General features: G+C 69.9%; 17 protein-coding genes and 3 tRNA genes. 9 read left to right on the top strand and 11 right to left on the bottom strand.

Annotated elements, in window-relative coordinates; genetic code table 11:
* Positions 1-217 precede the first annotated feature (217 nt).
* The 3 genes from KI388_RS14160 (at position 218) to KI388_RS14150 (ending at position 2,303) form a co-directional block, all read left to right on the top strand.
* Positions 218-290: transfer RNA gene (locus KI388_RS14160), tRNA-Asp, on the top strand.
* Positions 291-319: 29 nt separating this feature from the next.
* A tRNA-Asp gene (locus KI388_RS14155) sits at positions 320-392 on the top strand.
* 630 nt (positions 393-1,022) lie between these two features.
* On the top strand, positions 1,023-2,303 hold the full coding sequence (locus KI388_RS14150; RefSeq protein ID WP_215087218.1) for an RNA-guided endonuclease TnpB family protein: 1,281 nt from the start codon (positions 1,023-1,025) through the stop codon (positions 2,301-2,303).
* A 66-nt stretch (positions 2,304-2,369) separates the two neighbouring features.
* On the opposite strand, the gene KI388_RS14145 is transcribed toward KI388_RS14150, so the two are convergent.
* From KI388_RS14145 to KI388_RS14135, 3 genes are all read right to left on the bottom strand, one after another.
* The gene (locus tag KI388_RS14145; RefSeq protein WP_215087217.1) at positions 2,370-3,374 is read right to left on the bottom strand and encodes a histone deacetylase; all 1,005 of its coding nucleotides are present in this window, start codon (positions 3,372-3,374) and stop codon (positions 2,370-2,372) included.
* On the bottom strand, positions 3,375-3,806 hold the full coding sequence (locus KI388_RS14140) for a histone (RefSeq protein WP_215087216.1): 432 nt from the start codon (positions 3,804-3,806) through the stop codon (positions 3,375-3,377). It lies immediately after the preceding gene.
* Between the two features lie 98 nt (positions 3,807-3,904).
* Positions 3,905-5,401: a single-stranded DNA binding protein gene (locus tag KI388_RS14135; RefSeq protein ID WP_215087215.1), complete on the bottom strand. Its 1,497-nt coding sequence runs from the start codon at positions 5,399-5,401 to the stop codon at positions 3,905-3,907.
* 247 nt (positions 5,402-5,648) lie between these two features.
* On the opposite strand from KI388_RS14135, the gene KI388_RS14130 reads away from it, so the two are divergent.
* Positions 5,649-5,721: transfer RNA gene (locus KI388_RS14130), tRNA-Arg, on the top strand.
* Positions 5,722-6,556: 835 nt separating this feature from the next.
* Here the strand turns inward: KI388_RS14130 and KI388_RS14125 are convergent.
* A complete protein-coding gene (locus tag KI388_RS14125) occupies positions 6,557-8,392 on the bottom strand; it encodes a cation:proton antiporter (protein WP_215088799.1) in 1,836 nt (611 codons plus the stop codon).
* 459 nt (positions 8,393-8,851) lie between these two features.
* On the opposite strand from KI388_RS14125, the gene KI388_RS14120 reads away from it, so the two are divergent.
* On the top strand, positions 8,852-9,169 hold the full coding sequence (locus KI388_RS14120; RefSeq protein WP_215088811.1) for a hypothetical protein: 318 nt from the start codon (positions 8,852-8,854) through the stop codon (positions 9,167-9,169).
* A gap of 61 nt (positions 9,170-9,230) precedes the next feature.
* A complete protein-coding gene (locus KI388_RS14115) occupies positions 9,231-9,896 on the top strand; it encodes a DUF309 domain-containing protein (protein WP_215087214.1) in 666 nt (221 codons plus the stop codon).
* A gap of 31 nt (positions 9,897-9,927) precedes the next feature.
* Here the strand turns inward: KI388_RS14115 and azf are convergent, their stop codons facing one another.
* From azf to mutS, 3 genes are all read right to left on the bottom strand, one after another.
* Positions 9,928-10,842 carry an NAD-dependent glucose-6-phosphate dehydrogenase Azf gene (azf, locus tag KI388_RS14110; RefSeq protein WP_215087213.1) on the bottom strand — a complete coding sequence of 305 codons (915 nt, stop codon included), beginning with the start codon at positions 10,840-10,842 and terminating at the stop codon, positions 9,928-9,930.
* A gap of 121 nt (positions 10,843-10,963) precedes the next feature.
* Positions 10,964-11,314, bottom strand: coding sequence for a cell division protein SepF (gene sepF / locus KI388_RS14105; RefSeq protein ID WP_215087212.1), 351 nt, complete (start codon positions 11,312-11,314; stop codon positions 10,964-10,966).
* Positions 11,315-11,361: 47 nt separating this feature from the next.
* Positions 11,362-14,151, bottom strand: a complete 2,790-nt coding sequence (mutS, locus tag KI388_RS14100; protein ID WP_215087211.1) for a DNA mismatch repair protein MutS — start codon at positions 14,149-14,151, stop codon at positions 11,362-11,364.
* Positions 14,152-14,562: 411 nt separating this feature from the next.
* Here mutS and KI388_RS14095 point away from each other — a divergent pair, with 411 nt between their 5' ends.
* Positions 14,563-15,210 (top strand): hypothetical protein, encoded by a 648-nt coding sequence (locus tag KI388_RS14095; RefSeq protein WP_215087210.1) that lies wholly within the window; start codon positions 14,563-14,565, stop codon positions 15,208-15,210.
* Between the two features lie 252 nt (positions 15,211-15,462).
* Positions 15,463-16,260 carry a ZIP family metal transporter gene (locus KI388_RS14090; RefSeq protein ID WP_215087209.1) on the top strand — a complete coding sequence of 266 codons (798 nt, stop codon included), beginning with the start codon at positions 15,463-15,465 and terminating at the stop codon, positions 16,258-16,260.
* Between the two features lie 405 nt (positions 16,261-16,665).
* On the opposite strand, the gene thiD is transcribed toward KI388_RS14090, so the two are convergent.
* Positions 16,666-17,514 (bottom strand): bifunctional hydroxymethylpyrimidine kinase/phosphomethylpyrimidine kinase, encoded by an 849-nt coding sequence (gene thiD, locus KI388_RS14085; RefSeq protein ID WP_215087208.1) that lies wholly within the window; start codon positions 17,512-17,514, stop codon positions 16,666-16,668.
* Positions 17,515-17,643: 129 nt separating this feature from the next.
* On the opposite strand from thiD, the gene KI388_RS14080 reads away from it, so the two are divergent.
* Complete coding sequence (locus KI388_RS14080) at positions 17,644-18,303, top strand: DsbA family oxidoreductase (RefSeq protein ID WP_215087207.1); 660 nt, start codon at positions 17,644-17,646, stop codon at positions 18,301-18,303.
* A gap of 38 nt (positions 18,304-18,341) precedes the next feature.
* On the opposite strand, the gene KI388_RS14075 is transcribed toward KI388_RS14080, so the two are convergent.
* From KI388_RS14075 to KI388_RS14065, 3 genes are all read right to left on the bottom strand, one after another.
* Positions 18,342-19,208, bottom strand: a complete 867-nt coding sequence (locus KI388_RS14075; protein WP_215087206.1) for a phosphatase PAP2 family protein — start codon at positions 19,206-19,208, stop codon at positions 18,342-18,344.
* Positions 19,205-21,232 carry an ABC transporter substrate-binding protein gene (locus KI388_RS14070; protein WP_215087205.1) on the bottom strand — a complete coding sequence of 676 codons (2,028 nt, stop codon included), beginning with the start codon at positions 21,230-21,232 and terminating at the stop codon, positions 19,205-19,207. Before KI388_RS14070 ends, KI388_RS14075 begins: the two co-directional genes overlap by 4 nt.
* A gap of 88 nt (positions 21,233-21,320) precedes the next feature.
* On the bottom strand, positions 21,321-22,511 hold the full coding sequence (locus KI388_RS14065; protein ID WP_215087204.1) for a hypothetical protein: 1,191 nt from the start codon (positions 22,509-22,511) through the stop codon (positions 21,321-21,323).
* Between the last annotated feature and the right edge of the window lie 61 nt (positions 22,512-22,572).

Below are 22,572 nucleotides of genomic sequence, written 5' to 3'. Positions count from 1 at the left end.
GGCATAAGACTTACCAAGCGCCGCCGCGCGCGGCTCACGAGTCCGGGGCGTTCGACACTCTCACACACGCGAGGTTCCCACAAAAGGATACCGGACGAGGCCAGCGTCGTGAGTCGCCGTCGCCGCTCGGGGTCCGAAATTTCCTGTCACCGACCCGCATCCTCGTCGGGGATGACAAGCCTTATTTGCCAGACAGGGGTACGGACTGATGCGACAAGCCCGGATGGTGTAGTGGCCCATCATACGACCCTGTCACGGTCGTGACGCGGGTTCAAATCCCGCTCCGGGCGTCCCCTCTTTCGGGGCGCTGTCGCTGTTTGCCCGGATGGTGTAGTGGCCCATCATACGACCCTGTCACGGTCGTGACGCGGGTTCAAATCCCGCTCCGGGCGTTCCTGTCGACGCCGACTACGAGCGAGGAGCGGTAGCGACGAGCGAGTCCGGCGTCGACGAACCCAGACTGAAGGGATTTGAATCTGAGGACGAGCGAACGCAGTGAGCGAAGTCCTCCGGGTTCAAATCCCGCTCCGGGCGTCTTTCGCTGCCGCAACAACGAACGAGGAGCGACAGCGACGAGTGAGTGCTGCGGCAGCGAAGCGTCGAGGGATTTGAACCAGGGAGTGAAGCGAGTGAAACGAGCGGAACGACCGAGGTTCAAATCCCGCTCCGGACGTTCCTGTCGACGCCGACTACGAGTGAGGAGCGCCAGCGACGAGCGAGTCCGGCGTCGACGAACCCAGACGAAGGGATTTGAACCCTATCAGTCGCGCGCAGCGACCGACGGGAGCGAGCACGTCTGATTTCGGTTCAAATCCCGCTCCGGGCGTCTTTCGCTACCGCAACAAGGAGCGACAGCCAGCCGCAACGCCGCAACTTACCGAGAATCGAGGAGAAAGCCTCGCGCTTTAGCGCGGAGATGAATCCGACACTACCCTTCACGGTCCACTGTTCGGTGGCACGGCTGGATATTCCACGCTGCTCCAATACACACATTCAAGTAATATTATCTACATAGGTTACGTATGGCGAAACAGGTCGTTACCCGCACCTACGCTGCTTCCATACGGAACCAGTCGCGGGTACAAGATGACCTTGATTCGCTCGGGTTCGCCGCCTCGAAACTCTGGAACATCGGACGGTGGACGTGTAGTCGGATCTGGGACGAAATCGACCACATTCCCAACCATACCGAACTCACCGCGTACCTCAAAACCCACGAACGCTACGATGACCTACATTCTCAGTCAAGTCAGCGAGTCCTTCAAGAACTCGCTGAAGCGTTCAACAGCTGGTACGGTAAACGACAAAACGGGGATACGAAAGCGAACCCGCCCGGCTACCGCAAACACGGCGACGAGCATCCGCGTTCCACAGTCACATTCAAGCAGAAAGGCTTCAAACTCGACACGCAGTACGACCGAGTTCGACTCTCCAAAGGCTCGAACCTGAAAGAGTACTGGTCGGATTTCGTCCTGTGTAAGTACCAAACTCGCCCGGACGTTGACCTCTCCACCGTAGAGGACGTCCAACAAGTCAAGATTGTCTGGACAGGAGACGAATGGGAACTACACTTCGTCTGTAAGGTCGAAATCGACGTGGCTGAAACCCCCGGTGAGAAGACTGTGGGTGTTGATCTCGGGATCAACAACTTCGCCGCGCTCGCCTATGAAGACGGTCACAGCGAGTTGTACCCGCTGAACTGCTTGAAACAGGACGACTACTACTTCAGCAAGCGAATCGCTCGGTGTGACGATTCGGACTCCGAGCAGACCACTCGGCTGAATCAGAAGAAGTCGGCCCGCCGCACCCACTACTTGCACACCCTCTCGAAGCATATCGTCCAGCGGTGTGTTGACGAGGAAATTGGAACGATCGTGGTGGGCAATCTCTCCGGTATCCGTGAGGATGCGGAGAACGGCGAGTCGAAAGACTGGGGTAAACACGGCAATCTTGACCTACACTCGTGGGCGTTCGACCGGTTCACCGACCTCCTCGAATACAAAGCCGAGATGAAAGATATCACGGTTGAACAAGTGTCTGAGCGGGATACCTCGAAGTCGTGTTCGTGCTGTGGCCGGAAGCGTGACGCGAACCGTGTTGAACGTGGACTGTATGTCTGCGATGAGTGCGGTACAGTGGCGAACGCGGATGTGAATGGGGCTGAGAACATTCGGCAGAAAGTATCTCCGAGTTCACCGACTCTCTCGGTGAATAGGAGTAACGGCTGGTTGGCACAGCCATCGACGTTCTTGTTTGACAAAGAAACTGGTGCGTTCGCACCTCAAGAACGGGTCACGTCGTAAACCACAATATCCCAACCCAACGGTGCGGTGCCGTGGGAATCCTCGCGCTTCAGCGCGGGGAGGATGTCAAAGGTCCAGTTCCGCCAGCAGGTCGTCGACGAGCGTCTCGGTCTTCGCGTCCGGGTCCTCGTCGGCGTCGACGGGCGTCCGCCCGTCGTACGTCTCGTGGACCATGGAGACCCCCTCGGCGAGCGTGTCGAGGCCGTAGCCGCCTTCGAGGACGTACGCGTCGGCGGCGCCGACGTCGTCCGCGAGCGTCCGGATCCGGTCGGTCAACAGCGCGTACCCCTCAGAGGAGACGCGCATCCGAGAGATCGGGTCGTGGCGGTGCGCGTCGAAGCCCGCGGAGACTATCAGCAGGTCGGGGTCGAACCGGTCGACCGCGGGCGCAATCCCTTCATCGACCGCGTACAGGTAGTCGGCGTCGCCGGCGCCGGCCGCCAAGGGGAGGTTCGCGGTGGTCCCCTCGCCGTCTCCCTCGCCGGTCTCGTCGAGGGCGCCCGTGTCCGGGTACAGGCCGTCCTCGTGGATCGACGCGTAGAAGACGTCGCCGCGGTCGTAGAAGATGTCCTGCGTGCCGTTCCCGTGGTGGACGTCCCAGTCGAAGATCGCGACGCGGTCCGCGAGGTCCTCGTCGAGGACGGTCTGGGCCGCGACCGCGGCGTTGTTGAAAAAGCAGAACCCCATCGCGTCGTCGGTGACCGCGTGGTGGCCCGGGGGTCGGCCGATCGCGAACGGCGTCTGCCGGCCGGTCAGCCCGTCGAGCGCCTCGCGGGCCGCCCACTGGGCGAGTCCGGCCGAGGTGAGCGCGGCGTCCCACGTCCCCTCGCTGGCGACGGTGTCGGGGTCCCAGCTCCCGCCGCCGTCGGCCACGAACGACTCCAGTTCGTCGACGTAGTCAGCGTCGTGGACCGCCGCGACCGCGGCCTTCTCGGCCGGGTCCGCTTCGACGTACTCGACGCCGTGGCGCTTCGTGAGCCCGCGGCGGATCGCGCGCAGCCGGTCCGGATTCTCCGGGTGTCGCTCGCCGGTGTCGTGTTCGAGACACCGCTCGCTGTAGCCGAACCGCATCTACTCGAATAGCGCGAAGTACGTCTCGATGTCCTCGGCCTGTACCGTTCGCCGGTCCGCGTGGCGCGCCAGCGTCGCGGCCGCGCTCGCAACGTTGTCGGCGTAGTCCTCTAGGATGTCGGCCAGCGCGACCCGCGCGTCGACGCCGACCCGGTATCGGTCGTCGATCCGGAGCCGAGCGATCCGGTCGATCGGCGCGACCGGGAGCGTGAGGCCCTCCCGGCTGACGACCTGCTCGACGCCGAAGTCCGCCGCCATCAGGGTTTTCCGGCCGTCCGCGGTCGCCCGCTCGGCCGCGTCGACGGCCAGTTCGGCGCCGTGCGATTGGATCCGGCGGGCCAACTCCTCGGCGGCGTCCGCGCTGACGCGGAGTTCCCCCGCGTTCCGCCGGATTATGCCGTCGACCGGCGCGAACGGCAACTCGACACTCATACACACAGACGCGTCCGTGTATCGTATAACGCTTTCCGTTACCCGCATCGCCGCCGGATCCGGACGGAGACCGTCGGGGACAGAAGCTGTCGCCCGCGTCAGAAGACGTCGTCCGCGTCGATGGTGCCGTCGCGCTCCGGCCCTCGGACCGTGATCTCCTCCCCGAGCCGGAGGCTCGCGTCGGTGTCGACGGACTTCGTCTGCTGGCCGTCGTCGAGCACGACCGGGTCGCCCGTCTGGACCACCGTCCCGGTGAACTCGACGTCCTCGGCCGACCGTTCCGTCGTCGCGGCGGCGGCGCCGCCGCTCGCGCCGCTCTCGTCGTCCCCGCCGGACTCGCCCGCGACCGCCTCGGCGGCCGCCTTCTGTCCGTCCTCGGCGAAGGCGCCGAGCCCGGTCTCGTCCGCGCCGCGGTCGCCCCCGTCGCTACCGTCTCTCCCGGCGGCGGATCCCGACGCTCCGCTCGCGGCCCCGGCCGCCGCGTCGCTTCCCCCGTCGAGGACGGAAACGGTCGAGCGCCAGTTCGCGGACGCCTCCAGGTCGTCCTGCCAGCCGTCCTGAATCTCGACGTCGGTGAAGACGACGCGGTCGGCCAGCTCTATCTCGCGGTCGGCCTTGTCGCCCCACAGCGCGACGCGGATCTCGCCCGTCTCGTCTCTGATCCGAACGTTGCGCACCTGCCCCTCGCTGCCGTCGTCGCGGTCGAACGTCCGCTTCGGGTCGGTCTCGATGACGCCGCCGGCGATATCGACCGTCTGCCCGATCTCGAGGTCGTCGACATCGGTCGTCTCCGGGACGTACTCCACGTCCTCGTCGACGCGCTCGACGGTGCCGCGGTCGCCGACGTGCAGCTCCAGGTCGCCGTCGCGCTCGCGGACGTAGCCGTCCCCGACCTCGACGACCTCGCCGGCCTCGAACTCCCCGGCGAGGTCGGCCTTGCCGTCCCACAGCGTGACGCGCACGCGGCCGGTCTCGTCGCCCACGGTGAGATTGGCCACGCGGCCCTCGCTGCCGTCGTCGCGGTCGAACGTCCGGATCGAGTCCGTGTCGAGCACCTGTCCGACGAGGTCCACGTCGGACGCGCCGAGCGTGAGATCCTCGACCCGGTAGGTGTCGAGCACCTGGACGTCGACCTCGGCGTCCTCGTCGGGTTCGACCTTATCGGCGCTCACTTCGAGGCCGCTGTACCCCTCCTTGGGGCGGCCCATGACGCGGAGGACCTGCCCGACTTCGAGCTCCTCCTCGGCCGCCGCGGCCATGTCGTCCCACAGCGCGACCCGGACGGAGCCGGAGGCGTCCGCGACATCGACGTTACACACCCGGCCCTCCTCGGCCTCGTCGTCGTCGCGCTCGAAGGTCCGAACCTCGCCGATGGCGGTCACCTTCCCCAGGAACTTCACCTCGTTCATCCCCGGCTCGATGTCCGCGATGGTGTCGGCCTCCTCGTCGCGTAGCTCGTGCGCGATGAGCATCGCGGCGGTCTCCTCGTCCGCCAGTCCGCCCATCTGCTCGACTTTGTCCTCAACGGCGGCCTCGAACTCCTCGAACTCGACGTCCGTGTCGAGGTCCTCGTACACCTCCTCTATGGCTCCCATACGCGTACCTCCGTGGTCGACGAGTTCGCGGATAAGCGTTGCCGTTGTCCGGGGTTCGCGCCGGAGTCCGGCCGGTCGGGAGAGCGACCGGCTCGGGTCGCGGTCGCGGCTCGAAGGCGCCTCATAGCGGATCATGGGTCCCGTCGATACAAAAGGTGTTCATCCCGACCCGGGGAGCGTGGGGACCGCAGGCACGCGGCCGCCGGACCGTAACCGTCTTAAGTTCCACCGCGATACGTAGAGATGAGTCCTGGTAGGGTAGTGGACTATCCTCTTGGCTTGCGGAGCCAGGGACCGGAGTTCAAATCTCCGTCAGGACGTTTCTTTCAGCACAATACTGCGAGCGTAGCGAGCAGTACGTGTTGAAAGAAACTCCGCGGAGATTTGAGCAGAAAAGTCGCAGCGGCCGAGCGAAGCGAGGCCGACCGTCTTTCCGAGTTCAAATCTCCGTCAGGACGTTCACTTTGCGGCTGTCTCACTTCGTTCGACAGCCGCTGCGTTCACGTCCTGACGTGCCCTGCGCTCGCTTCGCTCGCGCAGGACTCCGTCAGGACGTTTTCGGACACACCAGACGGTAAGCACCGCGAGTCGTGTTTCGGTCCAGCGCGACACGCTCAGTCAGTTGTGGTTTTGAAGAGCGGTGGCGCGTGCCGACGAGCGCCCGGAGGGCGCGAGTCGCACGCGCGAGGGAGTCAGTCGCCGGAGCGAAGCGGAGGCGACTGACGAGGCTGGGGAGGCGTGAGACTGCGGGGCTGTGCGGGGCGGGACTCAAAGGGGCAGCCGCGAGGGCGCCGTAGGCGACGCAAGCACCGGAGGGAGCGAACGGAGTGAGCGACCGAGGAGCGCAGCGAGCGTACGGCGCCCTCCCGGCTGGGGCTTTGGCGGTGTTCGCCGCCGATCCGTAGTCGGTTGTTTATAACTGAGTGGCTGGGGCTTTGGCGGTGTTCGCCGCCGATTCGTGGTCAACTATTTATAAGTGTCCGGCTGGAGGTTAGGCGGCCGTCATCGCCGTTTCTCGGCTCGCTATTTATAAGCGAGGTGTCGGAGATTGAGCCGGAGTCACCGAATCAGCATCGTCCATTTATAAATGTCCGACCAACGATCCGACCTCTCATACCCTCGCTCACGAACGGCCCGAACCACCCGCTCTCCGTCTTAATCGTGCGGATGGAACCGGTCCATCGCCCGGCGGACCGCGTCGGTGTTGCCGATGAACGTGACGTGGTCTCCGATTTCGAGGACGGTATCCGCCGAGGGCACGTGGTTCTCGCCGTCGCGGCTGACGACGGCGACGAAGGTGCCGTCGGGGATCTGAGCGTTGAGGTCGCGGATGGTCTTCCCCGCGAGTTTCTCGGAGGTCACCTCCACCTCCTGAACGTCGTGGTTGTCACCGAGTTCATTCATCCAGTGGGTGAGCGCGGGCCGCTCGATCTCGTCGTCGATGGCGACTGCGGTCGCCGTCGAGGCGTCGATTCCGGTGACGCCGATGCTGTCGAAGGCGTCGACGTTGTTCGGGTCGTTCACCCGGGAGTACACCGATTCGACGTCGAACTTAGTGATCGCGAGCTGACACGCGAGGAGGTTGATGTCGTCGTCGCTCGTCGTGGCGATGAGCCGCTTGGCATCCCCGATGTTGACGCCGCGGAGCGCCTCCGTGTCGCTCCCGTCTCCCTCGTAGACCGTGAACCCCTCCGAGCGCGCCCGCTCGACGACTTCCGGGTCCGTCTCGACGATAACGACGTACTCGCCCCTGTTCTCCAGTCGCGTGGCGAGCGCCTGGCCGACCCGACCCCCGCCGATGATTATCGTGCGCATTGGTGACACTCCGAGGAACTCTCCGATCTGTCGCGCGAACCCCGCCTCGACGAGGACCGTCGCGAAGATGACCGCGAACACCGTGCCGACGAGCAGTTCGCCGGCCGCGACGCTGCCCGCGAGCTCCAACTCGATGGCGAACAGCGTCGCCACGCTCGCCGGGATGATCCCCCGCGGCCCGACGCTCGCGATGAATAGCCGCTCGGGCCGGGTGAACCGCTCGACGCCGAGGGTCGCGATGAACGCGCCCAGCGGTCGGAGGACGAGCATGATGACCGCGACGATCGCGATCACGCCGACGCCGAGCGCGGCGATCGCCTCGACGTCGATCAGCGCGGCGAGCGAGATGAACACGAACGAGAGGACGATCGTGGTGGTGTTCTCTGCGAAGCTCTCTATCTCCTCGCGGTTGTCCAGCCCGAGGTTGCCGAGGAGGATCCCGCTCGTCGCCGCCGCCGCGATGCCCGCCTCCGCGGCGACGGCTTCGGCGGCCGCGAAGGATCCGATCGCGGCCGACAACACGAGGAACTGCGACGCCTGTACGTCGCGTTCGGGGACGAGGTCGCTCTCCAGCAGCGCGTAGATGGCGACGGTGGCGAGCAGCCCCGCGGCGATCCCGACGCCGAACCGCTGGAGGAAGGACAGCACCGTCGCGGGGACGCCGAGGTCGTCGAGCAGCAGCGTCTCGAAGATCACGACCGCGACGATCGCGGCGGTCACGTCGTTGACGATCCCCTCGGTCTCTAACGCGGTCGCGACGTGGTCTCGCACCCGGACCACGTTGAGGATCGGCGTGATGACGGTCGGCCCGGTGGCCACCAGCAGCGCCCCGATCAGCAGCGCGACCTCCCACGTGCCGTCGGTGAAGGCGCGGACCGCCGCCGTGGTGCCGAGGAACATCACGACCGCGCTGACGGTCACCAGCCGGAGCGACACCGTCGACGCGCGCCGGATCCGGTCGACCCGGAGCGCGAACGCGCCCTCGAAGACGATGATCGCGACGCTCAGGCCGACGATGATCTCCAGCCCGTCACCGAACGTCTCCAGCGTGACGAGTCCCAACACCTCCGGACCCAACACCACCCCGATCGCGAGGTAGAAGATGACGCTCGGCACCCGCAGCCGGTGAGCGAGTAGCTGTACCGCCAGCCCCGACACGAGTATCGCCGCGATCACCGGCAGGAGGCTACTAGACACGTCTACCGTCGGTACGCGCTCCCCACTCGTTAGTGTACTGGTGGTCGCGGCGGTCGATCGGGTCGCCGCGGCGGTCGAACCGCGCTATTGAGTCGCACACGCGAGCAACTGTTAATTCGGTTGCGTCGCTCGGTGGACATACGCCCGGCCGGTCCCCCACCGCCGGGTCGGACCCATGACCGTCCGCGACCCCACTCCGACGTTCGCCCCCCGCCGGAGCGCCCGGAAACGGGCCCGCGGGCCGGTCGCCGCTCTCCTCGGCGCCGTCGCCGCGTGACCCCGACGCGGAGACGGGCGGCTCGCTCACCGAGACGAGCGACGCCTCCGCCGGACACGCTCCGGCCCCGCTCACCGCTCGGAGGCCGCGCCGCGCGGCCTCCGTCGGTCGAACCGACTCCGACACGGCGCGAGCGACTCGCGCCGCGATCCACATCCGATATGAGACCAGACCGACCCCCCTCCAGACGCACCGTTCGCCCCGATCTACACGCGAGCCGCCACCGGTCGGCGGCGCTCCCGTCGCTCGGCGTCGCGGTCGCCTTCGCGGCGCTGCCGGTGGCGACCGTCGCGGCCCTCTCGTTCCCGACCGCGGCCGCGGTCGCGCTGGCTGCCCTCTGCGGCGCGGTCGCCGGCGCGGCGCTTCACCGGCGACACCCGAACGCGGTCGACCGAACGCTCCGCCCCCGGACGACGGCGGCGCCGCCCGTGAGGCCTGACCCGTCCGCCGCGGGCGGCTCCCCGCCCTGTCCCCGCTGACGCTCCGGCCTCCCCGGTCGCGGAACTGTCATTTATCAGTCGTCGCCGCCGACCGCGAGGCGTGACCGACCGCGACTCCGGTCCGAGCCGAGACGCGCGCGACGCGCCGTCCGCGTCGGCCGCAATCGCCGCCGGCGCCGCGCTGTTCGACGAGGAGCGCTTCCTCGCGGCCCGCGACGTCTGGGAAGGGAAACGGCGACCGCCGGACGACGACGAGAGCGACGACGCCGAGCGGCTGCTTCGGGGACTGGCCGCGACCGCGGCGGCGACGCACCGGGCGGGCGACGGCGACCGGTCCGGGGCGGCGGAGCGCGCGGACGACGCCGTCGTGGCGCTGGCGAGCGTCTCCGATCCGCGCGGGGTCGCGCTGGGTCCCGTCCGGGAGTGGGCGGAGCGGCTCGCTGCGGCTCCAGAGGACGCGGGTTCGGCGGCCGCGCCGCGGGTTCGCGTCGACGACGGGACGTCGGGCTTCGACGGGCTGTCGCTCGCGGCGGCCGGACTCGCGGCGACGGCGCTCGCGGGAGCGGACGAACCGGGCGACCCGACGGTGTTCGCGACCGCGACCGACCTCGCCCGCGAGGAGCGCGGAACGGGTCGGACGGAGTTCGCGGAACTCCTGTTCGCGTACCTCCGGACGCCGGACGCGCGGCCGCAGGTGGCCGCGCGGCTGGGCGATCACGTGGAGCGAGAGGAGCGGAAGCGGCGCGACGTCGACGGCCTGTTTTAGCGGAGTCGGGAGGGAAGATCCGTCGGTCCGGTCAGGCGTCGTCGCTCGGCGCGTCGGGGTCGGCGGGGAAGTTGGGTTCGGCGGGAGACTCGTCTTCGGGCCGAGCGGCGTCCGACGCGGACGAGTCGGCGGCGTAGGGGTCCTCGTCCGCGTCGGTGTCGCGGTCCGGCTTGGGTTCGCCCTCGAAGGTGTAGTCGGCGGAGTTGTCGGCCGGGTCGTAGCCGAGCGCCTCGCGGGCGCGCTCGATCGAGTAGTAGCGGCGGTCGTTGTTCGAGATGCCGTACACGACCTCGTAGCCGTAGTCGGCGCGGAGACAGCGGTCGAACAGGTGCGCGCAGTCGCGGTGGGAGAGCCACATGGCCTGCCCGCGCTCGTACTCGCGGGGCGGGTGGTCCTTGGTGAGGTTCCCGATCCGGACGCAGACGACGCGCATGTCGAACTCGTCGTGATAGAAGCGTCCGAGCGACTCGCCGGCCGCCTTCGAGACGCCGTAGAGGTTGCCGGGGCGGGGGAGTTCGCTGCCGTCGAGCCGGTACTCGTCGTCGGTCCGGTAGAGGTCCGGCGTGCGTTCCTCGGTCTCGTAGCCGCCGACGGCGTGGTTCGAGGAGGCGAACGCGAACCGCTCGACGCCGGCCTCGGCGGCCGCGCGCATCACGACCTGCGTCCCGTCGATGTTGTTCCGGAGGACGGAGTCCCACGGCGCCGTCTTCCGCGGGTCGCCGGCGAGGTGGATCACCGCTCCGACGTCTTCGACCGCCTCGCGGACGGCGCGCTCGTCGGTGATGTCCGCGACGTACCGGTCGGCGTCGGTGACCCCGTCGGGCACCTTCGCGGCGGGGAGCGGCTCGCGGTCGAGGAGCCGCCACTCGTAGTCGTCCCCGATGCCGCGGAGGATGGCCTGTCCCACCCGTCCGCCGGCGCCAGTCAGCAGGACCGGCTCGTCCATTCGACTCTACGTGGGCGAGAGAACGGCATATATGACACGGTTCGACCGGTGGGACCGAATTCGGGGCGGAAAAGCGGGACGGCGGGCCGAGGGGCGGGACGAGGCCGCCGGAACGCGGCGCTTACAGCTTCTGTCGCGACACCTTGACGCCCGCCGGGGTGACTATTATCTGGTCGTCGCCCTTCTGGACGATGTCGCCGTCGACCTCCTGGACCACCTGGCGGAGTTCGTCGTAGACGTGTTCTATCGTCCGGTCCGAGGTGGAGTGGCGGGTGATGTCCGCGATGACGAAGTCGCCGTCGTACACCGCGTCTTTGATCGGGATGACGTCGCCCTGATCGGCTATCTCCGCGAAGTGTACCTGCGTGCCCGTCTCCGCGTGCGCGTCCGCGAAGTCGTCCGTGTCGAGTTCGACGTAGTCGTCGACGGAGCGGCTCCCACCCCCGCCGAGGATCTTGCTCATGATGCCCATACACACCACACGACGAGGTCGGACATTAGTTCTTACGTCAGACGCAGTCAGTCCAGCCGCTCTTGCCACTCCTGAACCCGCGAGAGCAACTCCACCGGCGGGGTCTCCGCGACGTCGACGTCGCTCAGCTCCTCGATCACGGCCCGGGTCTCGGGGTCGAGTCGGCCGGCCGCCGCGTCCTCCGCGGGCTCAGCGGAGGCGGCCGACGTCGACCGGGCGGCCGCTCCGTTTCGACCCGCCTCCGAGGCCGGAGCGTTCGCCGCCGTCCCCTCGTCGGCGCCGTCGCCCTCCGAGAACGACCCAGACGAGAGGTCGAAGACGACCTGCTGGGTGCCGCCGGAGCCCTCGCCGCCGGGGCCCTCGCCGCCGGTCCCCCCGCTCCGCGAGCCGCGGGCCTCGATGGCCTTCTCCTCGCGGAGCCGGTCGAGGACCTCGTCCGCGCGGGAGACGACGGGGTCGGGGACGCCCGCGAGGTCCGCGACGTGGACGCCGTACGACCGGTTCGTCGGGCCGTCGCGGACGGTGCGGAGGAACGTCACCTCGCCGTCGCGCTCGTCGACGGCGACGTGGACGTTCTCGACGCGCGGGAGGTGGTCCGCGAGCGTCGTCAGCTCGTGGTAGTGGGTGGCGAAGAGGGTGCGCGCGCGGACCTCGTTGTGGAGGTACTCGGTCGCCGCCCACGCGATGGAGATGCCGTCGTAGGTGGCGGTGCCGCGACCGACCTCGTCGAGGATGACCAGGGAGTCCTCGGTCGCGGAGTGGAGGATGTTCGACAGCTCCTGCATCTCGACCATGAACGTCGACCGGCCCTGCGCGAGCTCGTCGAGCGCGCCGACCCGGGTGTAGATGCCGTCGACGAGCCCCACCTCGGCCGCGCGGGCGGGGACGAACGAGCCGGCCTGCGCGAGCAGCTGGATCAGCGCGGCCTGCCGCATGTACGTCGACTTCCCGCTCATGTTCGGGCCGGTGACGATGAGGAAGCCGCGCTCCGCGTCGAGCCGCAGGTCGTTCGGGACGAAGTCGGTCGTCCCCTCGACGACGGGGTGGCGCCCGGCCTCGACGTCGAGCCGGCGCTCCCCGGTCAGCTCCGGGCGCGTCCAGTCTCGCCGGGCCGCGTGGGTCGCGAGCGAGGCGAGCGCGTCGAGCTCCGCGACCGCCCGCCCGGCGTCCTGGAGCAGTTCCGCGCGCTCGGCCACGCGCTCGCGGAGCGCCTCGAACAGCTCGTACTCCAAGTCACCGCGGGCCTCCTCGAGTCGGAGGACCTCCCGCTCCTTCTCCGCCAACTCGTCGGTGACGAACCGCTTCGAGTTCTTCAGCGTCTTGATCTCGCGGTAGTGCTCGGGCACCTGATCCGCCACCGACTTCCCGACCTGGATGTAGTAGCCGTCCGTCTTGTTGCGGTCGACGGTGACGTGGCTGAGCCCGTGCTTCCGCTTCTCGCGCTCCGCCAGCCCGTCGAGCCACGACTTGGCCGCCTCGTGGCGCTCGATCAGCTCGTCGAGTTCCTCGTCGTACCCCTCGTTCAACAGCCCGCCGCCCGTCTTCGCCTTCGGCGGGTCCTCCGCGAGCGCGTCCGCAAGTTCCTCCCGGAGTCCGGCCGCCCGCTCGCGGTCGACCCGGTCGAGGACGGCCGCCGCGGGCGAGTCCGCGAGGGCCGTGCCGTCGACCGCGTCCGCGAGGTCCGGGAGCAGCGCGAGCGTGTCGCGGACCGAGAGCAGTTCGCGCGCGCCCGCGCTCCCGCTCGTCGTCCGCGCCGCGAGGCGTTCGAGGTCGTAGGCGTCACCGAGGACCTCGCGGATCCGGTCGCGCGCGAGCGCCGCCGACGCCAGCGCCTCGACCGCGTCGAGGCGGGCCGCGAGCGTCTCGCGGTCGCGCCGCGGGCGGGTGAGCCACTCGCGGAGCAGCCGGCCGCCGGCGGCGGTGACGGTGTGGTCGACGGTGTCGAAAAGCGAGCCGTCGGCGTCGCCCCGCATCGTCTCGGTTATCTCGAGGTTGCGCTGCGTCGTCGCGTCCACGTCGACCCGGCCGTCGGCGCCGTACGCCGTCAGGCGGGTCATCGAGGCCAGCACGCCCGCGCCGGTCTCCTCGACGTACGAGAGGACCGCGCCCGCGGCCCGGACCGCCGGCGCCGAGTCCAGCCCGACGCTGTCGGTCGTCTCGCGGCCGAACTGCTCGCGGACGGCGTGTTTCGCGCGCCCCGTCGCGAACGCCTCCGCGTCGAAGGCGGTGACGCGCCCGGAGAGGTCCTCGCGGACCGCACCGAGCAGGCGGTCGTCGTTGCGCACCCGCGGGCCGGGGAGCACCTCCGCAGGGTCGAAGCGGTACAGTTCGGCGCGCAGGTCGCCCCCGTCGTCGACCGTCGTCGCGAGGAACCGCCCCGTGGTCACGTCGGCGAAGGCGAGCCCGTAGGGGCCGTCGGCGTCTCCGGTTCCGCCGGTCGCCCCGGCCCCGCCGGACCCGCCCTCCTCGCGGACCACCGCCGCGAGGTAGCGCGCGTCGTCGTCGCTCGTTTCGAGGACGGTGCCGGGCGTGACGACGCGGACGATCTCGCGGGCGTGGTCGCCCCCCTCGGTCTCGTACTGGTCCGCGACCGCGACCCGGTAGCCGCGCTCGACCAAGGCGTTCACGTACGGCGTCAGCTCCGAGAGCGGCACGCCCGCCATCGGGTACGACGAGCCGTGGGAGGACTTCTGTGAGATAGAGAGGTCGAGCTCGTCGGCCACTAGCTCGGCGTCGTCCGCGAAGAACTCGTAGAAGTCGCCGCACTGCATCGCAAGGACGTCCGCGTCCGTCTCCGCCTTAAGATCGAGGAACTCCCCGACGATCCCCGTTGCCATATGTCCGTACTCCCGCCGTGCGCGGCTAAAACCCTGCGGGTCCGCGGGCGGCGGAGCGTCGGGCGGCGCGCCGCTGCGAGTCGCGAGGCGGCTCGGCGCGCTCGCGGCGTGGATTCCGGCGAGCGGGGTCCTCGACCGAAGCGAACCGGCCGCGGAGCCGCCCGTCGACCGGGACGCATCCGGGGCGCCGGCGCGAGCCGCCGTCGACGGAGGGGCGCCGGAATCGGACGGAGAGCTGACCGAGAGCGACGGAGAGTCGAAAGAGACCGACGATCCGGGAGAGACCGCTGAGCGGAGAGATTCCGACGAGGGATCGGCCGAGCGCAGCGCGGCGGTCGAGGAGCCGGAGCGGGGTCTCCCGGCGCCGACGACGCCGCCCGCGAAGCCCGACGGCGTCGGGGAGGGGGGCCGATGACCGCGGACCGCGGAGTCGTCGCGCTCCTCGCGCTCACCGTGTTGGTGTGGGGAGTCGCGTTCTCCGGGGGGGTTACGCTCGCCCTCTTCACGTCGACGGCCGACGTGGCGACGACGTTCGAGACGCCCCACGAACTGGCCCAGATCGACGAGTCGAGCGGGGGCGGGTTCGCCGTGGCGACCGCCCCCGTCGAGAACGGGACGGCCGCCGGGGAGGAGAACGGGACCGCACCCGCGGCGAACGGCACGGAGACAGACGGGAACGCTTCCGTACCGTCGACAGACGGGAACGGCCCGGTGCCACCCACGGACGATACGGAAGCGGATGAGAACCGCTCGGAACCGCCCACGGGCGACGCGGAGACGGACGGCAACCACTCCGCACCCACGGGCGACGCGGAGACGGACGGCAACCACTCCGCACCCACGGGCGACGCGGAGACGGACGGCAACCACTCGACGCCGACCGATCCGGCGCGAGACCGGTCGGACCCCCCGGGTGACCCGACGGAACCGGTGACGAACGGGTCGGCATCGACCGGGAGCGCGACCGGGGAAGGCTCGGCCGCGCCCGATGCGAACGGCCTCAACGCGGTCGGGGTCTCTCGCCCGCCGGGTCCGTCGGGGTCCGGACGCGGGGCGTGAACGTGCCTCCGCCGAGCCGACCGCGGGGGCGTCTCTCGGAGCGCGACGGGCGGCCCTGCGTGCGTCGCTCCCCGCCGGGAGCGAAACTCGCCGCGCTGTTGCTCCTCGTCGCGCTGGTCCTCCTCGCGTTCGTCGCGGGCCTCGCTCGGACGCTCGGGTGAACTGGCCGACGGCGCGGCCGGGACGGGGTTCTCAGCCCGTGGATGCGCTCGCCGGAGTTATCACTCAGACCGGCGTAGTGTCGCCACGCAGATGGTCGCCCTCGACGCCTACGCGTTCGTCTTCGTCGCCGGCCTGATCACGGCGCTGGCGACGGGGATCGGCGCGCTCCCGTTCTTCTTCTTCGAGACGATCAGCGACCGCGGGAACGTGGCGCTGTGGGGGTTCGCGTCCGGGATCATGGTCTCCGCGTCGCTGTTCGGGCTGATTCAGGAGGGGCTCGCGGAGGGGACGCCGGTCGAGATCGGGGCCGGGATGCTCGCGGGCGTCGTCCTGGTCGTCCTCGCGCACGAGGTGCTGACCGACGCCGAGATCGACCCCCGGGAGTACGAGGAGGCGGACTTCAAGAAGCTGCTCCTGATCCTCGGCGTGTTAACGGTCCACAGCTTCCCCGAGGGGATCGCCGTCGGCGTCTCCTTCGCGGACCTCGGGCTGGAGGGCGGGACCGCGCTGTTCGGCTTCACGGTCCCGCTCTTGGCCGTGTTCATGACCGTCGCCATCTCGATCCACAACGTCCCCGAGGGGACCGCCATCTCGATCCCCCTCCGCGCGATGGGCGTCTCGAAGTGGAAGATGGTGTGGTGGTCGATCTTCTCCAGCCTCCCGCAGCCGATCGGCGCCGTGATCGCGTTCGCGTTCGTGCGGTACGCCCGCGAGTTCCTCCCGTACGGCTTCGGCTTCGCGGCGGGCGCGATGATCTACCTCGTCGTCTCGGAGTTCGTCCCCGAGGCGCTCGAAACGGGCGCCGACCTCCCGCACGGCGGCAAGCGGGTCCTTGCCGGCGGCGTCGCGCTCGGCGTCGCGCTAATGATCCCGTTGGCGTACTTATGAGGAGAGCATGATAGCAACGATCACTTATAAATGACAATGCGGTGGCGCGTGCCGACGAGCGCCCGCAGGGCGCGAGTCGCACGCGCGAGGGACGCCGCGAGCGACCGAAGGGAGCGAGCGGCGAGGCTGGGGAGGTGTGAGGCGCTGTGCGGTGCTGTGCGGGGCGGGGCTCAAAGGGGCAGTCGCGAGGACGACGTAGGCGTTCACGAGAGCAAAGCTCTCGTGAGCCAATCAGAACGCTTCGCGTTCTGATGACGACGTAAGCACCGGAACGCGGGAGCGAACGAAGTGAGCGACCGAGTGAGGAGCGCAGCGAGCGTACGGCGTCCTCGCGACTGGGGTTTTGGAACTGCTCACCGCCGATCCGAGATCAATCATTTATAAACTTCAACCCGATTCGACGGCTTACTCCCCGCCCAGCGCCGTCGGGTTGACCGCGCCCGGGCCCACGCCCACGTCGTAACCGCGCCGGACTGCCTCGGTCATCTCCTCGACCGCGACGCCGACCGCTTCACGAACCGACTCTCCTCTCGCCAGCCGCGCCGCGATCGCGCTCGACAACGCGCAGCCGGAGCCGTGGGTCGCGTCGGTGTCGATGCGCGGGGTCTCGAAGCGGTCGACAGTCAGCCCTGTCTCACCCCCGCCCGCCCCGTCGGACCGAACGAGCGTGTCGACGACGACGTCTCCCTCGACGGACTCGCCGTCGAGGTGGCCGCCCTTCACCAGCGCCGCGTCCGCGCCGAGCGCGACGAGCGCCCGTCCGGCCGCCTCGGCGTCGGCCGGGGTCTCGACCGGCTCGCCGGTCAACACCGCGGCCTCGTCGGCGTTCGGCGTGACGAGCGTCGCGGCCGCGATCAGGTCCTCGTAGGCCTCCTCGGCGGCGGGCGAGAGCAGCCGGTCGCCGGTGGCCGCGACCATCACCGGGTCGACGACGAGCGGGGCGTCCGCGTCCGCGACCGCCTCGGTCACCGCGTCGACGATCTCGGCGGTCGCCAGCATCCCCGTCTTGACCGCGCCGACGTCGAAGTTGCCGGCGACCGCCGCGTACTGGCTCGCGACGTGGTCCACCGGGACGGGGGTCACGTCCTCGACGCCCCGCGTGTTCTGGGCGGTCGTCGCCGTCACGACCGCCGTCCCGAAGACGCCGTGTGCGGTCATCGCGGTCAGGTCGGCCTGAATTCCGGCCCCGCCGCCGCTGTCGCTGCCGGCGATCGTCAGCGCGACGGGCGGGTCGACCGGGTCGTACTCGGGCATACCCGGTGGTACAACGTGGTAGTATTAATCGGTCGTGGTCTGGGGCGCTCGCGGCGACGGCCTCGCCGGCCCCGGCCGCCGGCTTCCGTCGTCGAACGACCTTTTCGGCTCCGCGGCGTAGGCGAGGGTATGGCAACCGACTCCGACACCGCGGCCGGCGCCGACGAGCCCGAGGCGATCACCGTCTACTCCGATTACGTCTGTCCGTTCTGCTTCCTCGGACGGCGGTCGCTCGCGAACTATCAGGAGACGCGCGAGGAGCCGCTCGACATCGACTGGCACCCGTTCGACCTCCGCGCGGGCCAGCGCGGGCCGGACGGCGAAATCGACCACGACGCCGACACCGGGAAAGACGAGGAGTACTACGAGCAGGCTCGCGAGAACGTGCGCCGGCTCCAGGAGGAGTACGGCGCCGACGAGATGAGCCTCGAACTCGCGACCGAGGTCGACTCGCTGCCCGCGCAGATCGTTTCGGTCCGGGTGCGCGAGACCGCGCCCGACGCGTGGCTCGCGTTCGACGAGGCCGTCTTCGACGCGCTCTGGCTGGAGGGACGCGACATCGGTGACCGCGACGTGCTGGCCGATATCGCGACGGAGATCGACGGGCTCGACCCGGCGGTCGTCGACGAGGCGCTGGGTGACGACGACCTCCGCGAGCGCGTGACCGACATGTTCGACGCCGCGCGGCGACAGGGCGTCACCGGCGTCCCGACGTTCGCGTACGAGGGCCACGCCGCTCGGGGCGCGGTCCCGCCGGAGCAGCTCGAACGGCTCGTCGAGGGCGTCTAGCCCGGTCCGGACGCGGCGCCGACCGGAGGCCCCGCGAGTTAGTCGTCCGCGCCGGCACCGGACCCGGGACGCTCTCCCTCCGCGTCGTCGCTCGCTCCGACGGCGTCGCCGTGGGCGTCCACGAGCCGGTACGCGAGCGCGACGCAGCCGAACGCGAGCGCGAACCCGGCGACGACGTCGGTGAGCCAGTGGATCCCGAGGTACATCGTCGCGACGACGACCGAAAGCGAGAGCGGGACCGCGACGAGCGTCCACCGCGGGTACGCCTCCCGGGTCAGCACCGCGAACGTCCCCACGGTGACCGAAAGCGAGGTGTGGAGCGACGGGAAGACGTTCGAGTTCACGTTCACCTCGCTCGTCAGCGCCATCACGTCGGGCCGGGTCGCGAACAGTAGCGGCGTCACCATGTCGGGCATCACGTTGCGCGGCCCGTGGGCGAACACCAGCGTGTACAGGGCCAGCCCGATCGCGTAGTTGAGCGCGTACGCGACGAGGACGCGCCTGAGCGTCACGGTGCGAGGTAACGCGAGGTACGCGATCACGGGGAACGAGAGCAGGAACGCGTAGCCGTACACGTACACCCACGAGAAGTACGCGGTCAGTTCCGGCGTGGCGAACGTCGCCTGAATCCACGCGACGAACCCGCCCTCCAGCCCGTAGATGAACGCCGTCGCCTGAAGCCCGAACAGCCGAGAGACGTCCAGTAGCCACGACCGACCGAGGGCGCTGGCGATCAGCACCACGCAGAGGACCGCGACGACCCGACGGGCGTCCCAGAGCCGGCCGCTGAGTTCGCTCCACGTCTCGCGGAGCCGGGCGGGACCGATGATCCCGACGCTCGCGGCGATCAGCATCACCGTGACCCACCCCACGACCGACGTGAGGACGGACAGGAGCGGCGTCATTGCCCCCGGGCGAGCAGCCGTCCCTCGTCGTCGTAGCGATACCCGATATCCCGCAGCGCCGCGCGGGCGCCCCCGACGTCGAGTTCCCCCCCGTCGTCGAAGAACGGGTGGACGGGGTCGGTGCCGTCGGTCCACGCCAGCGAGTCGGGGACCGCCTCCGGCGACGCCGCGAGCGGGGAGGCGGCCGCCTGCGCGTATCCCTCGAAGGCGTCGTCGACGACCGCGGACTTGTCGATCAGCCGCGCGATCACCGTCCGGAACCGGGGGTTCGACAGCGGGCTCCGCCGGGCGTTGTACCCGACGTGGTAGAACGCCGCCGACCGACCGCTCACGAGTCGGGCGTCGGTCGAGCGGCCGATCCGCGGGACCGCCGCCGGGCCGAGGTTCGAGGCGGTCGCGTCCGCGAGCCCCTCGGCGACCGACTCCACGGCGGAGATGTCCGAGGGCAACACGTCCACCTGGAGCCGGTCGAACGCCGGCTTCCCGTGGTACCGAGACGGGATCCCCGCTCGGGGGGCCGCCGTCTCGTCGGACGCGTCCGCGTCGCCCGCCGGTGCCGAGCGAACGAGGAAGTGGTCGGGGTTGCGTTCGAGGACGACCGACTCCCCCGCGGTCGCCTCGACGAAGCGCAGCGGCCCGCTGCCGACCGGCTCGGGGTTGTTCGAGACGATCGCCTCGGTCGTCTCGAAGTCGAACTCGAAGCCGGCGATCGTCGCCGGGTCGGTCCGGTCCGACCAGACGTGTTCCGGGAGGATCGGCACCTGAAGCGCCCGGAGGGCGACCGTCTCGTTGACGGCGGGCACGGTGAGCCGGACCGTCGCGTCGTCGAGGGCCCGCTCGTCCTCGACGAGGGAGCTACGCCCGCGGAACCGCGGGGCCGGCACCGCCGTCTCGACGCTCCCCAGCGACGTGTCTCGGAGGAACTCGTAGGTGAACGCGACGTCGGCCGCCGTCACGGGTTCGCCGTCGTGCCACCGGGCGTCGCGGAGCGAGACGTCGAGCGTCTCGTCGTCGACCCGCTCCCAGCCGGCCGCCAGCCACGGAACGGCGGAGTCGCCGTCCGCACGGACGAGCGGGTCGTACAGCAGCCCCGTAAACGTGCCGTGCTTCCGATACTCCGCGGCGATCGGGTTCCAGTTCTCGGTGATCCGGCCGTCGGTCGTCACGATCCGGAGGACGTCCGCGCCGTCGGCGCCCGCGTCCCCGCTGGTCACGTTGCCGTCCGTCGACCCAGTGCCGTCCGCCGAATCGTCGCCGTCCGTCGAGTCGTTCCCGTCCGTCTCGTTGTCGTACGCCGAATCGTCGCCGTCCGTCGAGTCGTTCCCGTCAGTCTCGTTGTCGTCCACCGACCCGTCGGTTCCGGAGCCGTCGCCTCCCGGGGCGCCGCTCCCCGACCCGCCGTCGGAGGCGACGCCGTCGAGTTCGAGCAGCCCGGTGACCGAGAGCGGCTGGCGGTCCTCTGTCCACCCCTCGAAGCGGCTCTTCCGGACGGCGGTGAGCGCGTCGGGGAACGCGACGACGGAGAAGGGCTGAAGCTCGCACACCGTCTCCTGTAACGCGTCGACGGCGTCGGAGCGCTCGGCGCCGGCGGCCCGACGCTGTCGGTCGAGGAGGTCGTCGACCGCAATCTCCGTGAGCCCGAAGGGGTTCTGCCACCCGGACTCAGCGACGAACTTCGAGTGGGTCAGGCCGTACAGGGCGTCGGGGTCGAACGGCTCCGTCTCCACGAACTGGCCGACGTAGACGTCGAAGTTCTGGTTGATGAGGACCTTCCGCCAGAGGTCCGTCTGTCCGACGGTGTTGAGTTGGACGTCGATGCCGACCGCGGTCAGGTGCTCTTCGAGCTGTCTCGCGATGCGGATCCCGTTCGGGTCGGCGTCTGCGGGGAGGGCGTTGATCTCGAGGGTCAGCTGCGTGTGGGGGTCCCGTCCGGCGATGTTCTCCGCTCGACCGAGACAGCCGGCGCTGCCGGCCGCGAGGCCGAGACCGGCGAGCGCCGTCCGTCGACTGATCGGTCGCGTCATCCGTTCGTTTCGCCTTGTTTTCAGCCGGACGGTATATCTCTTCTGTGCTGTCCCCGGGGTGAGACGGCGCGTCGCCGCGGCCGACCACTCAGATCACGTCCGCCAGCGGGAGCGCCAGTCCGACGGCCCACGCCGCGAGGCCGGCGACCGCGACCGGGCGGTCGGCGGCCGCCCGCCCGACGGCGACGAGGCCGAGCGCGGCGAGGAGCGCCATCCGGTGGACGATGAGGTCGGGGGGAACCGCCGCCCCGAGCGCGGCGAAGTCAGCGAGGAAGCCGGCGCCGAGACCGACGACGACGCTCACCGAGACGGCCGCCGGGTCCGACCGCGGGGCGCGCCGGACGACCAGCGCGGGCAGCCCGACGGCGAGGACGAGGTACAGCGGCGCCGCGATGGCCTTCGGGGGCACGCCCGGCAGCGCCGTCTCCAGCGTCACGCCCGCGAAGCGGACGCCGAGGGGGACGGCGCCGAGCGCGACGCCCAGCGTCGCGGCCGCGGCGTGTCGGCTCGCGTCGGCGCGGAGCCTGCGGACGAGGTCGACGGCCGCCTCGCGGGTGCGCCGCCGGAGCAGCGCTCCGGCGAGCGCCGCCGCCGTCGCCAGTTCGATCACGGAGAGCCAGCCGTCGCTGCGGCCGCCGTCGATGCCGCGGTACTCGCGGCGGACGTCGGTCGCGCGGTCGGACTCGACGAACTCGTCTTCCAACCGCGTCGCGGGCGCGTCGATGTCGGGGACGGTGTGGCGGAGCCGGAACCAGTCGTAGTACTCCTCGTGGGCCTGCACCGCGGTGTAGGCGCCGTCGGGCGACTCGTAGGCGCGGAGGTGGTCGCGGACGCCGAGGTACGCCCCGTCGTGGAGCTCGAACGTCTCGGTCAGCCACGCGCCGCCGTTCGGCCCCTCGACGTACGAGTAGCGGAGCGAGCTGTGCGCGTCCCGCCAGTCGCGACCGACGAACTCCCGGACTTGGTCGTCGCCGGCCGTCGCCGCGGCCTCGTCGGGGTCGGTCTCCTGCCAGTCCGCGGCCGGGTCGCCCTCGATGGCGGCCCGCGTCGCCTCGGCGTCGGCGCGGAAGGCGACGTTGATCGCGAGCGTCCGCCCGTCGACGGTCCTGCTTCGGCTCGTGTACGGCCAGAGCCGGTAGTCGCCGTCGACCGCGATGAGGTGGTCGTCGTCGACGTCGTCGACGGCCGGCTCATCGGCCGCCCCGGCGAAGAATCCGGAGAGAACGAGACCCGCCCCGACGACGGCGAGGAGGGCGACGACGACCCGAAGCCGGTTCATGCGGCCCACGAGAACCGCGGAGCACAAACCTGTTCGGGTGGCGTCGGCGCGCTACCGCGGG

This window comes from Halorubrum sp. 2020YC2 (assembly GCF_018623055.1).
GTDB lineage: Archaea > Halobacteriota > Halobacteria > Halobacteriales > Haloferacaceae > Halorubrum.
The sequence above is the reverse complement of the archived record's forward strand: the minus strand, read 5'-3'. Positions and strand labels throughout refer to the sequence as shown.